The following is a 12646-nucleotide window of genomic DNA, read 5'->3' as shown; positions in this document are numbered from 1 at the left end:
AATTGCGCATCACGCCGGCATCGCGCCCCGATCGCGCAGATAGCCGAGCACCGGCAGCAGCGGCAGGCCGAGCACGGTGAAGTGGCTCCCCTCGATCCGGTGAAACAGCTGCACGCCCCGGCCTTCGATGCGGAACACGCCGACGCACGCCGCGACGGCCGGCCATTCGGCGTCGAGATAGCGGTCGATGAAGCTGTAGGACAGCGTCCTGACGTGGAGCCGCACGGCCTCGACATGCCGCCAGACGGGGCGGCCATGCTCCGCGATCACCGCCGCGCTCCAGAGCCGGTGCTCGCCGCCGCTCATCCGCCCGAGATGCTCGGCCGCCTGCTCGCGCGAGTCCGGCTTGTCGAGCAGCGTGCCGTCGGCGAGCGCGACGACCGAGTCGCTGCCCAGCACCAGCGCCTCCGGGCGGCGGCCCGACACCTTGAGCGCCTTGAGTTCGGCGAGCGCATCGGCGAGGTCGCGCGCGGGCAGGCGAGCGAGCGACGCCTTGGCGGCAGCCTCGTCGACGCCGGCCGGTTCGGCGGTGAACGGCACGCCCGCCGCGGCCAGCATGGCCTGGCGCGAGGCGGACTGCGAGGCGAGGATCAGCTCTGTCACCCGCCGCCCTGCCGCTGCTGGCAGAGCGAGATGATCGCCGCCGCGGTCTCCTCGATCGAGCGGCGCGTCACGTCGATGACCGGCCACGCATTGTCCGCGAACATGCGCCGCGCATATGCGAGCTCGCGCGTCACCGCCTCCTCATCGACATAGGGCGTGTCCGGCTGCTGGTGCAGCGACAGCAGCCGGTTGCGGCGGACGGCGATCAGCCGATCGGCGCTGGTGGTGAGACCGACAACGAGCGGCCGGCGCAGCCCGAACAGCGCCGGCGGCGGCGGGCTCTCGACGACAATCGGGATGTTGGCGACCTTGTAGCCGCGATTGGCGAGATAGATGGAGGTCGGCGTCTTGGACGAGCGCGACACGCCCGCCAGCACGATGTCCGCCTCCTCCCAATTGTCATGGCCGATCCCGTCGTCATGCGCGATGGTGAACTGGATCGCCTCGACGCGGGCGAAATAGGCGGCGTCCAGCGCGTGCTGGCGGCCGGGGCGCGCCTTGGCGGCCTGGCCGAGCATGGCGGACAGCGCGTCGTTCACCGGATCGAGCGGCGCAACCAGCGGCAGCCCGAGGTCGCGGCACCGGGCCTCCAGGATGCGGCGGGTGGTCGCGTTGACGAGCGTGAAGATCACCAGGCCGGGATTGTGCGCGATCTCCTCCAGGATGCGCTCGAGATGGCTCTCGGTGCGCACCATCGGCCAGAAATGCCGGACGGTCTCGACATCGTCATATTGGGCGAGCGCCGCCTTGGCGATGTTCTCCAGCGTCTCGCCGGTCGAGTCCGACAGCAGGTGGAGGTGGAGGCGCACCGGCGCGCTCACCGGCACGAAGCTGTGGACAACATGGGGACGGCGGGTAGCGCAACCCGCCCGAGCCGCCAAGCGCAGGCGGCGGCGTGGACAACGGGGCAGGCATCCACACGTCCGCCCACAGGCGCGCGATCCGCGCACAGGCTGTGGAAAACGGGCGGAACGGCCGCGAACCCGCGGAAAGGCGTGGCGCCGCTCGCGCCAGGCTGTTGGCAATTCCGGGATCGCTGCTAAGCCCCGCGATCCACGTGCCAACCTCATCCACATCCTCTTCAGATTCTTCTTCCTTGATAGAAGGATCGACGAAACCGCTGCTCGCGACGCTGAACGGCGAGCGACAGGCGGTGCCGCCGGTGTGGCTGATGCGCCAGGCCGGACGCTACCTGCCCGAGTATCGCGCGCTCCGGGCGGAGAAGGGCGGCTTCCTGGCGCTGGCAACCGACCCGGCAGCGGCGACGACGGTGACGCTGCAGCCGATCCGGCGGTTCGGTTTCGACGGCGCGATCCTGTTCTCCGATATCCTGATGGTGCCCTGGGCGATGGGCCAGGACCTGACGTTCGGGCCGGGCGAGGGGCCGCGGCTCAGCCCGGCGCTGATCGACACGGCGCTGACGGCACTCCAGCCGCAGCGGCAGCGGCTGGAGCCTGTGTATGAGACGGTCCGGCGCGTGCGGGCCTCCTTGCCGCCGGAAACGACGTTCCTGGGCTTTGCCGGCTCCCCCTGGACCGTGGCGACCTACATGGTCGCGGGCCAGGGCTCCAAGGACCAGGAGGCGACCCGGAGCTTCGCCTATCGCGACCCCTCGGCCTTTGCGGCGCTGATCGATGCCATCGTGGCATGGACGGTGGATTATCTGTCGGCGCAGGCGCTCGCCGGTGTGGAGGCGGTCCAGCTCTTCGACAGCTGGGCGGGCAGCCTGAGTCCCGCGCAGTTCGAGCGCTGGGTGATCGCGCCGAACGCCGCGATCGTCACGGCGTTGCGCGAACGTCGTCCCGGTCTGCCGGTCATCGGCTTTCCCAAGGGCGCGGGCGCGAAGCTGCCGGCCTATGCGCGCGAGACCGGCGTCGACGCGATCGGGCTGGACGAGACGGTGGACCCCGCCTGGGCCGACCAGGCGCTGCCGCCGGGGCTGCCGGTGCAGGGCAATCTCGATCCGCTGGCGCTGCTCGCGGGCGGGGCGGCGCTGGACGCGGGCGTCGATCGGGTGCTCGCCGCCTTTCGCGAGCGGCCGCACGTGTTCAACCTGGGGCATGGCATCGGCCAGCATACGCCGGTAGCGCATGTCGAGCGGCTGTTGGCGCGAGTGAGGAGACGGGGATGACCGGCTGGCTGGGCGGCGCCTACCTTTGGGTACTCGCCGCGCACATCATCGTGGTGGTGTTCTGGATGGCAGGGCTGTTCATGCTGCCGCGCTACCTGGTCTACCACCAGGAGACGCTCGGCACGCCCGAGGCGGCGAACTGGGTGGAGCGCGAGGCGCGCCTCCGCCGGATCATTCTCACGCCGGCGATGATCGCGGTGTGGCTGCTCGGGCTGGGTCTCGCGGCGCATGACGGGCTGTTCGGCGGCGTGGGCGGGCTCGGATGGCTCCATACCAAGCTCGCGCTGGTGGTGCTCCTGACCGGCTATCATGGCTGGGCGGTCGGCTATTCGAAGCGGCTGGCGCGCGGCGAGGCGCGGCTTTCCGGCCGAGCGTTGCGGCTGTCGAACGAGGTGCCCGCGGTCGCCGTCGTCCTGATCGTCGGGCTGGCGGTGGTGAAGCCGTTCTGACCCCGGCTTGACGGGACGACGGCTCAGGCTTACCTCGGTGTCAAGTCGCGGTCGGCGTCCTGCCGGCCCTTGCGCTTTTTCCAGCTTCGTGACCTGTCCCAGCGCCACACCTGCGCCCGTCCGAGCCGCCTTTTCCCGGAATAAGATGATGCATCTGAAAGATTTGAAGAAGAAGACCCCCGCCGAGCTGGTCAGCATGGCCGAGGAGCTCGGCGTCGAGAGCGCCTCGACCCTGCGCAAGCAGGACCTGCTGTTCGCGATCCTCAAGGTCCAGGCCGACAATGGCGACCAGATCATGGGCGAAGGCACGATCGAGGTGCTGCAGGACGGCTTCGGCTTCCTGCGCAGTCCGCAGGCCAATTATCTTGCCGGGCCCGACGACATCTATGTGTCGCCCAATCAGGTCCGCAAGCACGGCCTGCGCACCGGCGACACGGTCGAGGGCGAGATCCGCGGGCCCAAGGACGGCGAGCGCTATTTTGCGCTGACGCGGCTGACGGCGGTCAATTTCGATGACCCGGACGCGGTGCGCCATCGCGTCAACTTCGACAATCTGACGCCACTCTATCCCGAGCGGAAGCTGACGCTCGACAGCTTCGATCCCACGGTGAAGGACAAGTCGGCGCGCGTCATCGACATCGTCTCGCCGCAGGGCAAGGGGCAGCGCACGCTGATCGTCGCGCCGCCGCGCGTCGGCAAGACCGTGATGCTCCAGAACATCGCCCGGGCGATCTCGGAAAACCATCCCGAGGTGTTCCTGCTCGTGCTGCTGATCGACGAGCGGCCGGAGGAAGTCACCGACATGCAGCGCTCGGTGAAGGGCGAGGTGATCTCCTCCACCTTCGACGAGCCGGCGCAGCGCCACGTCCAGGTCGCCGAGATGGTGATCGAAAAGGCCAAGCGGCTGGTCGAGCACAAGAAGGATGTCGTGATCCTGCTCGACTCGATCACCCGGCTGGGGCGCGCCTACAACACGGTGGTGCCGTCGTCCGGCAAGGTGCTGACCGGCGGCGTCGACGCCAACGCGCTGCAACGGCCCAAGCGCTTCTTCGGTGCTGCACGCAACATCGAGGAGGGCGGATCGCTGTCGATCATCGCCACCGCGCTGATCGATACCGGCAGCCGCATGGACGAGGTGATCTTCGAGGAGTTCAAGGGCACCGGCAATTCCGAGATCGTGCTCGACCGCAAGGTGGCCGACAAGCGCATCTTCCCGGCGCTGGACGTGGGCAAGAGCGGCACGCGCAAGGACGAGCTGCTGGTCGACAAGGCCAAGCTGTCCAAGATGTGGGTGCTGCGCCGCATCCTGATGCAGATGGGCACCACCGACGCGATGGAGTTCCTGCTCGACAAGATGAAGGACTCGAAGTCCAACGAGCAGTTTTTCGAGAGTATGAATCAGTGACCGAGCGCGGCCTGCCGCATGTTGCGGCAGGACTCGCGCCGGTCCGGCCGGCGTAGCGAAGCTACGACCGACGACGCGGCTTCGCCGCGGCGAACCCGTCCTTCGTGCGCCACGGCGCGGCGAAGCCGCGTCGTCGGTCCTCGCTTGGGCGAGGCCGGCCGGGCGCGCTGCCGCTGGTCGCTTTAGCTTCGCTAAAGCATTACGCAGCGCGCCATGCCCGATTTCAGCCTAGCCGACGTCTTCACCACCGCCGGCCTCGCCGCGCTCGGGCAGGTGCTGATGATCGACCTGATGCTGGCAGGCGACAATGTCGTCGTGCTGGGGACGCTGACCGCCGCGCTGGAGCCGCGCGCGCGGCGCCGCGTGCTGGCGCTGGGCGTCGGCGTGGCGCTCGTCTGCCTCGTCACCTTCGCCTTCTTCGCGACGCGGCTGCTGCAGGTGCCGGGACTGTTGTTCGCGGGCGGGCTGCTGCTGGTGTGGGTGGCGTGGCGGCTCTACCGTGAACTGCGGCGCGGCGGGATCGCCGCCGCCGACATGCAGGCTGCGGATTCGCGCCCGGCGCAGAGTGTCGTGCGCGTGGCGGCCCAGGTGGCGGTCGCCGATCTGTCGATGAGCCTCGACAACGTCCTCGCGGTGGCCGGCGCGGCCCGCGAGCATCCGACCGTGCTGTTCTTCGGCCTGGGCTTCTCGGTGACGGTGATGGCGGTCGCCGCCAATCTGATCGCGGCGTTGATCCAGCGCCACCAATGGATCGCCTATGTGGGGTTGGTGGTGATCCTCTACGTCGCCGGATCGATGCTCTACGAAGGGGTGGTCGATCCGGAGAGCGGTATCGAGCGATTCTGGCGCAGCTAGTCGCGAGGATTGCATCAGGCGGCATCGGGCAGGCATAGATGCGGCAAAGCGAGGGCAGGCCATGAACGTGACGGTGACGATCGATATGACGCCCGAAGAGGCTCGCCGCGCCGTGGGGCTGCCCGATCTGACGCCGATCCACGAGCGGTATGTCGCGATGCTGATGGACACCATGCAGGGCAAGGCGATCCAGCCCGAGATCATCGACACGCTGTTCAAGAGCTGGTCGCCGATGAACGAGGCGGGGCTGGCGCTGTGGCGGCGGCTGCTCGACGGCGGGGCGAAGAGCACCGGCTGATCCTTGGACACGATCGTCGCGCTGTCGAGCGGACGCCCGCCCGCGGCGATCGGCGTGGTGCGGATCAGCGGGCCGGCGGCGTTGGCCGCGGCCGCCCGGCTCGCCGGACCGCTGCCGCCGCCGCGCCGCGCCGGGCTGCGCGCGCTGCGTGACCGGACCGGCGCGTTGCTGGATCGGGCGCTGGTGCTGACCTTTCCGGGGCCGGACAGCGCGACGGGCGATGACCTGGTCGAGCTGCACTGCCACGGCGGCCGCGCGGTGATCGCCGCGGTCGAGGCAGCGCTGCTGGAGCAGGACGAGGTGCGCGCGGCGCAGCCCGGCGAGTTCACGCGGCGCGCGTTGACGAACGGGCGCATCGATCTCGCCGAGGCGGAGGGACTGGCCGACCTGTTGGAGGCGGAGACCGAGGCGCAGCGCCGCGTCGCGCTGGCGGCGAGTGAAGGCGCGGTCAGCCGGGCCGTTCGCGGCTGGCTCGACCGCCTGGCCGATATCGCGGCGCGCGTGGAGGCAAGCCTCGATTTTGCGGAGGAGGATGACCTCGGGTCCGAGGCGGCATTGCTCGCCGGCGTCCGCGCCGACGCCGACCTGCTGCGACAGGAAATCGAGGCCGTGCTGTCGCGGCCCCCGGTCGAGCGCGTCCGGGACGGTGTGCGCGTGGTGATCGGTGGGCCGCCGAACAGCGGCAAGTCCACGTTGCTCAATCTGCTGACCGAGCGGGACGCGGCGATCGTCTCACCTGTTGCGGGAACGACGCGCGATCGCGTCGAGGCGCCGATCCAGCGATCCGGGGTCGCCTATCTGCTGACCGATACGGCCGGGCTGACCGATGCGGTCGATCCGGTGGAGCGGATCGGTGTCGGTCTGGCGGAAGCGGCGATGGAAGCCGCCGACCTGTTGATCTGGCTGGGCGATGAGCCGCCGCCGCGGGACGATGCGCTGTGGGTCCACGCTCGCGCCGACCTGCCGGGACGGGAGGTGATGCCGGCCGGGCCGACGCTCGCGATCCGGCAGGACCGGGCATATAGCATCGCGGCCTTGTGGGATGCGGTAGCGCAGCGGGTAGAAGAGTTGTTGCCGACGGCGGACGCGCTGCCGCTGCGGCGCGAACAGCGTGAAGCCTGCGCGAACGCCGGCGCGCTGCTCTCCCTCCCGGCCGACCCCCTGCTGGCGGCGGAGCAGTTGAGAATAGCGGCGGGCGCGCTCGGGACAGTGCTGGGGACGAACGCGACGGAAGCGATGCTCGAAGCGCTTTTCAGCCGTTTTTGTCTCGGCAAATAGATGTTCCACGTGGAACGATTTTGACGGGCGGTACGCGCGCGCGTAATCGTGGTGGGTGATCGACGTCCTGGTGATTGGTGGCGGGCACGCCGGTGTCGAGGCTGCTTGTGCGGCCGCGCGGCGTGGCGCGACCACGACGCTGCTGACCTTCAGCCGACGGCAGATCGGCGCGATGTCGTGCAATCCGGCGATCGGGGGATTGGGCAAGGGTCACATCGTCCGTGAGGTCGATGCGTTCGACGGCGTCATGGCGCGCGCGGCCGATGCCGCCGCGATCCATCACCGTATGCTGAACCGCAGCAAAGGCGCCGCCGTGCGCGGGCCACGGGTACAGGCCGATCGGCGGCGCTATGCGGCGGCTGTCGGCGACGTGATCGCATCGCAGGAACGGGTTGCCGTTCTTGAAGGCGAGGCGGTCGGCTTGCTGATCGAGCAAGGCCGGGTGGGTGGAGTCCTGCTGGCCGATGGCGCGCGGGTTCGTGCCAGGGCCGTGATCCTTGCGACCGGCACGTTTCTCGGCGGTCGGATCTATCGTGGTGACGAGCGCAGCGAAGGCGGGCGGGTCGAGGAGCGCGCGGCGACCAAGCTGGCGGCGCAGCTCCGCGACCTCGCTCTTCCCATCGCGCGGCTGAAGACCGGGACGCCGCCGCGGCTCGACGGACGGACGATCGACTGGGCGCGCTTGCCCGAGCAGCCGAGCGATGCCGAGCGCTGGACGATGTCGCCGATGACGCGCGACGTCGGCCTGCCACAGATCAGCTGCGCGATCACCCGGACCACCGAGGCGACGCATGATCTGATCCGCGCCAATGCGCATCGCTCGCCGCTGTTCACCGGCGCCATCGAGGCGAGCGGGCCGCGCTATTGCCCGTCGATCGAGGACAAGGTGCGACGGTTCGGCGATCGCGACGGCCACCAGCTGTTTCTGGAGCCGGAGGGGCTGGACGATCCGCTCGTCTACCCCAACGGCCTGTCGACGTCGCTGCCGGCCGAGGTGCAACGGGAAATGCTGGCGACGATCCCCGGGCTGGAGCGCGCGCGGATCGCCGTGGCGGGGTACGCGATCGAATACGATCACATCGATCCGCGGGTACTGGACCGGCGTCTGGCATTGTCGCCTTTGCCGGGTTTGTTCTGCGCTGGCCAGATCAACGGCACGACCGGCTATGAGGAAGCGGCCGGCCAGGGCCTGGTGGCAGGGCTGAACGCCGCGGCTGATGCGCTGGACATCGCGCCCGTGCTGCTGGACCGGACGTCGAGCTATATCGGCGTGATGATCGACGATCTGACATTGCAGGGCGTGACCGAGCCGTACCGGATGCTCACCGCGCGGGCCGAGTTCCGGCTGTCGCTCCGCTCGGACAATGCCGAGACCCGGCTGGGGATGATGGCGAGAGAGGCAGATTGCCTTTCGCCGGAGCGATTGCGGCATCAAACCGCGCGTGAGGACAGCAGGCGGACCGTCGAGGATCGGCTGGCGGTCAAGTTCACCGCGTCGGAGCTCGCCGACCGGGGGATAGCCGTAAGCCGGGACGGCGCGCGTCGCAGCGCGTACCAGTGGCTGCGGAGCGAGGGTGTGACGTTGACCGACATCGCACCGGCGGCGGGAGCCGGCATACCGGCGAGCATCGTCGACGAGGTGGTCGAGGACGCGCGCTACGCGCCGTATCTCGAACGCCAGCGTCAGGAGGCGGCGCGGGTGCGTGGCGAAGAGGAGGTGGCGCTGCCGGCCGACCTGCGCTTTGGCGATGTTCCGGGACTCTCGGCGGAGATGATCGACCGACTCACCACTGCCCGCCCGACCTCGCTCGCGGCGGCGGGACGTGTGCGCGGCGTGACGCCGGCGGCGTTATCGGCGGTGTGGCTGCATGCGCGTCGCCTGGCGGCATGACGGAGGACGAGGCGAAGGACTGGATTGCCGATAGATTCGGCGCATCGGCGGTGGACGGGGTCGGCGCGATCGTTACGCGGGTGATCGCCGAAAACCAGCGGCAAAACCTGGTCTCGCCTTCGACGATCGGCTCGATCTGGAACCGTCACGCGGCCGACTCGGCGCAATTGGCGCTGCTCGGCGAACCGGCGGGTCTGTGGATCGATATCGGCCCCGGCGGCGGCTTTCCGGGGATGATCGTCGCGATGGTCCGGGCGGCCCCGATGCTGTTGATCGAACCACGGCGCAAAAGGGCCGAGTTCCTGGTCGAGATGGCCCGCGACCTTCACCTGACCCACGTTCACGTCATGGCGTCACGGGTGGAAGTCGTGCGCGAGATGGCGACGATCATCTCGGCGCGCGCGGTCGCTTCGGTCGAAAAGCTTTTTGACGCGGGTCAGGCTTGTGCCATGCAGGAGACACGCTGGCTCCTGCCGAGAGGACGGATCGAGCAGGCCGATCTTCTCGCGATCGAGCGTGACTGGCAGGGGACGTTCCACGTGAAACAAAGCGTCACGGACCGGACCTCGTCTATCCTCGTTGCAGAGGGCGTATGTCGGCGATGATCTGCGTCGCGGTAGCCAATCAGAAGGGCGGCGTCGGCAAGACCACCAGCGCCATCAATCTCGGCACGGCGCTGGCCGCCACCGGCTCGCGCGTCCTGCTGATCGATCTGGACCCGCAAGGGAACGCGTCCACCGGGCTGGGCATCCCTCACAGCGCGCGGACGCACACATCCTATGACGTGCTGGTCGGCGACACACCCGTCCAGGCCGCCGTCGTGCCGACGCGGGTGCCTCGGCTCGACGTCGTTCCCGCCACGGTCGATCTGTCGGGCGCGGAGATCGAGCTGGTCGAGTTCGAGCAGCGGACGCATCGTCTCGACCAGGCCCTGCAGCGGACGCCGCCCAGATGGGACATCGTGCTGATCGATTGTCCGCCGTCGCTGGGGCTGCTGACGATCAATGCGATGGTGGCCGCGGATCGGCTGCTCGTGCCGCTGCAATGCGAGTTCTTCGCGCTGGAGGGACTGTCGCAACTGCTGAGCACGGTGGAGCGCATCCGCGCGCGGTTCAATCCCGGCCTGTCGATCCTTGGAGTCGCGCTCACCATGTATGATCGGCGCAACCGGTTGACGGAGCAGGTGGCGACCGATGTGCGTGCGGTGCTGGGCAAGGTAGTGTTCGACACGGTGATCCCGCGCAACGTGCGGTTGTCCGAGGCGCCGAGCCATGGGTTACCGGCGCTCGTCTACGATCATCGCTGCAGCGGCTCCGAGGCCTATATCGCGCTGGCCCGTGAGCTGATCGCCCGGTTGCCGGCCGCGGCAGTGGCGGCATGAGCGATCGCCGACCGCGCGTGACGGGTCTGGGACGCGGGCTCAACGCCCTGCTCGGGGAGATGGGGCGCGAGACGCCGGTCGGTGCCGACGGGCCGGGCGCGACGGGGATGCGGATGCTGCCGGTCGCCTCGCTCACGCCATATCCGGGGCAGCCACGCCGCCGGTTCGACGACGCGCAGCTGGAGGAGCTGGCCGGCTCCATCGCCGCACGCGGCATGATCCAGCCGATCGTGGTGCGGCCGCACGGGCACGATTACCAGATCATCGCCGGCGAGCGGCGCTGGCGCGCGGCGCAACGGGCGCACCTGCACGAGGTGCCGGTGATCGTGCGCACGCTCGACGACTCCCAGGTGCTGGAGATCGCGCTGGTCGAGAACATCCAGCGCCAGGACCTGAACGCGATCGAGGAAGCACAGGCCTATCAGCGGCTGGCGCAGGATTTCGGGCACACCCAGGAGGCGCTGGCCGGCATCGTCCACAAATCGCGCAGCCATATCGCCAACCTGCTGCGCCTGCTGGAGCTGCCCGAGCCGGTGCAGGCGCGCGTCGTCGACGGCTCGCTGTCGATGGGTCACGCGCGCGCGCTGCTCGGCGCGCGCGATGTCGAGAGCCTCGCCGAGCAGGTCGCCGCGCGCGGCCTGTCGGTGCGGGAGACCGAGAAGCTGGCGCGCGAAGCGAAGCGGACCGGGACGGCGGCGGCTCGCGAGCGGCAGGGGCCCGACGCGGACATCGCGGCACTGGAGCGGCAGCTGGCGGACCTGCTCGGTGTGCCCGTGCGCGTGAACCACGGCGCGAGCGGCGGCACGCTGACGCTCGGCTATTCGACGCTGGATCAGCTGGACATGCTCTGCCAGCGCTTGACCGGCGAGGTGATCTAACGGCGCCGGGTCGGCGCGGCCGCGAGGGTTACGGCGGCGTGCTCGGCGATGACGGGACCGGCATTCGCGGCAGCCATGACGGCGCGCTCGGCCTGCCGAAGGCGATCGAGCGCGTCCGCCAGCATCGCCGGCGTCCAGCGCCGCAGCGCCTGGCCGGTGCTCGCTTCCTCGCGGAAATGGACGCGGCCGCGCTTCATCACCGCGTCCGCCGCCTGACCGCGCGCTACGTCGGCGCGCATCTCGGCCAGGGCAATCAATCTGCGGTTGATCGCCCGCAGCCAGGGAATCGCCGACGCACCGCCGTCGTCGAGCCGCAGCAGTGCCGCCCCGAGCGCGCCCGGCTCGCCGGCGACGAGCGCCTCGACCGCCCCGGCCAGCTCCGCCTCGCCGAGATCGGCGCCGATCGCATCGAGGTCCGCCGTACCCGCATCGCGCGGCCGCTCGGGCGCGGCGTCGAGGAACAGCGCCAGCTTGTCGACCTCGCGCGCGATCACCGCCCGATCGCCGCCGCCGGCGTCGGCGAGCCGCTGCGCGACGCCGCGTGCCGCTCGCAGGCCGTGGCTCGCGAGCATCGCGGCGACCAGCCGCTCCATCTGCTCCTCGCTCGGCGTGTAGCAGGCGATCGACAGCGCGCGGGGATGATCGATCGCCAGCTTGACGATCTTCGCCGTCGCGCGGACGGTCGGGGCGACGGCGATCACCGGCGCATCGGCATGCGGCGCGTCGAGGAGCAGGGTCAGCGCCTCCAGGCTCTCTTCGCCGATCGGCTGGGCGCGGATCAGCCGCGCGTCGCCGAACAGCGACGCCGAGGCCGCTTCGTCCGCGAGCCGTCCCGGCTCCCTGCGCAAGGTGGCGCCCTCCAGATCGATGCGTTCGGAGCCGAGCAGCGCGGCGGCGAGCTGCCTGGCGAGCTCCGCCGCGCCCGCTTCGTCGGCACCGTGGAAGAGGTAGAGCCGCACATCCGGGCGCAGCTTCGGCAGCTGGCCGTTGGGCGCCTTCACGGCTGCGCGGCGGCGCGGCGCGCGTAGACGGCGACGCGGGCGACGATCTGGTCGGCGACGATGTCGGCCAGTCGCTCCTGCGCGGTATTCTCGGCGGCGATGGTGGCATATTCCGAGCCGACCACGTCGATGCCCGCATCGGAGCCAGCGGTCGCGTCGAGCACCACCGTCCCGCTCCCCGCGTCGACCAGCTGATAGCGGGCGCGCAGGATGCGGCGCTCGCGCACGACCGAATCGTCGCCGCGGACGCCCAGCCCGGCGATCTGGTCGTCGAGTTTGACGTCCAGCCGATAGCGCGGGGTCTGCCCGTCCGCCGCGAAGCGTTGACGCAAGGCGTTCGCGATCAGCCAGCCGCCGCGACCCTCGATCGGCGCGACCTCGACGCCCGCCAGCGCCGCCGCGACCGGGCCGGACCCGCCGCCGGCATAGAGCGGGTGCAGCCCGCAGCCCGGCAGCATCAGCGCGAGGAGGAGCGC

Annotated in this window: 14 protein-coding genes; 10 read left to right on the top strand and 4 right to left on the bottom strand. The window is 70.0% G+C overall.

All coding sequences use genetic code 11. The features are described 5' to 3' along the window. Positions 1-9 precede the first annotated feature (9 nt). Together ACFE64_RS03970 and ACFE64_RS03965 are read right to left on the bottom strand one after the other, a co-directional pair. Positions 10-603 carry a Maf family protein gene (locus tag ACFE64_RS03970; protein ID WP_375391155.1) on the bottom strand — a complete coding sequence of 198 codons (594 nt, stop codon included), beginning with the start codon at positions 601-603 and terminating at the stop codon, positions 10-12. After that, a complete protein-coding gene (locus ACFE64_RS03965) occupies positions 600-1412 on the bottom strand; it encodes a pyruvate, water dikinase regulatory protein (RefSeq protein ID WP_375391189.1) in 813 nt (270 codons plus the stop codon). Before ACFE64_RS03965 ends, ACFE64_RS03970 begins: the two co-directional genes overlap by 4 nt. Before the next feature lie 287 nt (positions 1413-1699). Here ACFE64_RS03965 and hemE point away from each other — a divergent pair, with 287 nt between their 5' ends. The 10 genes from hemE to ACFE64_RS03915 all read left to right on the top strand — a co-directional run bounded on the left by hemE (position 1700) and on the right by ACFE64_RS03915 (position 11169). Next, positions 1700-2734 (top strand): uroporphyrinogen decarboxylase, encoded by a 1035-nt coding sequence (gene hemE, locus ACFE64_RS03960; RefSeq protein ID WP_375391154.1) that lies wholly within the window; start codon positions 1700-1702, stop codon positions 2732-2734. Continuing rightward, complete coding sequence (locus tag ACFE64_RS03955; RefSeq protein ID WP_375391153.1) at positions 2731-3183, top strand: CopD family protein; 453 nt, start codon at positions 2731-2733, stop codon at positions 3181-3183. Before hemE ends, ACFE64_RS03955 begins: the two co-directional genes overlap by 4 nt. A 148-nt stretch (positions 3184-3331) precedes the next feature. After that, positions 3332-4588, top strand: coding sequence for a transcription termination factor Rho (gene rho / locus ACFE64_RS03950; protein ID WP_375391152.1), 1257 nt, complete (start codon positions 3332-3334; stop codon positions 4586-4588). Positions 4589-4801: 213 nt separating this feature from the next. After that, positions 4802-5443: a YjbE family putative metal transport protein gene (locus ACFE64_RS03945; protein ID WP_375391151.1), complete on the top strand. Its 642-nt coding sequence runs from the start codon at positions 4802-4804 to the stop codon at positions 5441-5443. A 61-nt stretch (positions 5444-5504) separates the two neighbouring features. Continuing rightward, complete coding sequence (locus tag ACFE64_RS03940) at positions 5505-5741, top strand: DUF6489 family protein (protein WP_375391150.1); 237 nt, start codon at positions 5505-5507, stop codon at positions 5739-5741. A gap of 3 nt (positions 5742-5744) precedes the next feature. Continuing rightward, positions 5745-7019: a tRNA uridine-5-carboxymethylaminomethyl(34) synthesis GTPase MnmE gene (mnmE, locus tag ACFE64_RS03935; RefSeq protein WP_375391149.1), complete on the top strand. Its 1275-nt coding sequence runs from the start codon at positions 5745-5747 to the stop codon at positions 7017-7019. A 55-nt stretch (positions 7020-7074) separates the two neighbouring features. Continuing rightward, positions 7075-8910, top strand: coding sequence for a tRNA uridine-5-carboxymethylaminomethyl(34) synthesis enzyme MnmG (mnmG, locus tag ACFE64_RS03930; RefSeq protein ID WP_375391148.1), 1836 nt, complete (start codon positions 7075-7077; stop codon positions 8908-8910). Further along, positions 8907-9515 carry a 16S rRNA (guanine(527)-N(7))-methyltransferase RsmG gene (locus ACFE64_RS03925; protein ID WP_375391147.1) on the top strand — a complete coding sequence of 203 codons (609 nt, stop codon included), beginning with the start codon at positions 8907-8909 and terminating at the stop codon, positions 9513-9515. Before mnmG ends, ACFE64_RS03925 begins: the two co-directional genes overlap by 4 nt. Then, positions 9512-10291: a ParA family protein gene (locus ACFE64_RS03920; RefSeq protein WP_375391188.1), complete on the top strand. Its 780-nt coding sequence runs from the start codon at positions 9512-9514 to the stop codon at positions 10289-10291. Before ACFE64_RS03925 ends, ACFE64_RS03920 begins: the two co-directional genes overlap by 4 nt. Beyond that, positions 10288-11169, top strand: a complete 882-nt coding sequence (locus tag ACFE64_RS03915; RefSeq protein ID WP_375391146.1) for a ParB/RepB/Spo0J family partition protein — start codon at positions 10288-10290, stop codon at positions 11167-11169. Before ACFE64_RS03920 ends, ACFE64_RS03915 begins: the two co-directional genes overlap by 4 nt. Here ACFE64_RS03915 and holA read toward each other — a convergent pair. Together holA and lptE are read right to left on the bottom strand one after the other, a co-directional pair. Then, on the bottom strand, positions 11166-12170 hold the full coding sequence (gene holA, locus ACFE64_RS03910; RefSeq protein WP_375391145.1) for a DNA polymerase III subunit delta: 1005 nt from the start codon (positions 12168-12170) through the stop codon (positions 11166-11168). The two genes, ACFE64_RS03915 and holA, sit on opposite strands and share 4 nt — an antisense overlap. Further along, positions 12167-12628 carry an LPS assembly lipoprotein LptE gene (gene lptE / locus ACFE64_RS03905; RefSeq protein ID WP_375391187.1) on the bottom strand — a complete coding sequence of 154 codons (462 nt, stop codon included), beginning with the start codon at positions 12626-12628 and terminating at the stop codon, positions 12167-12169. Before lptE ends, holA begins: the two co-directional genes overlap by 4 nt. Positions 12629-12646 lie beyond the last annotated feature (18 nt).

The sequence above is a fragment of the uncultured Sphingomonas sp. genome (assembly GCF_964250165.1).
In the GTDB taxonomy this organism is placed as follows: Bacteria; Pseudomonadota; Alphaproteobacteria; order Sphingomonadales; family Sphingomonadaceae; genus Sphingomonas.
This window is presented reverse-complemented; position numbering and strand designations above follow the sequence as displayed.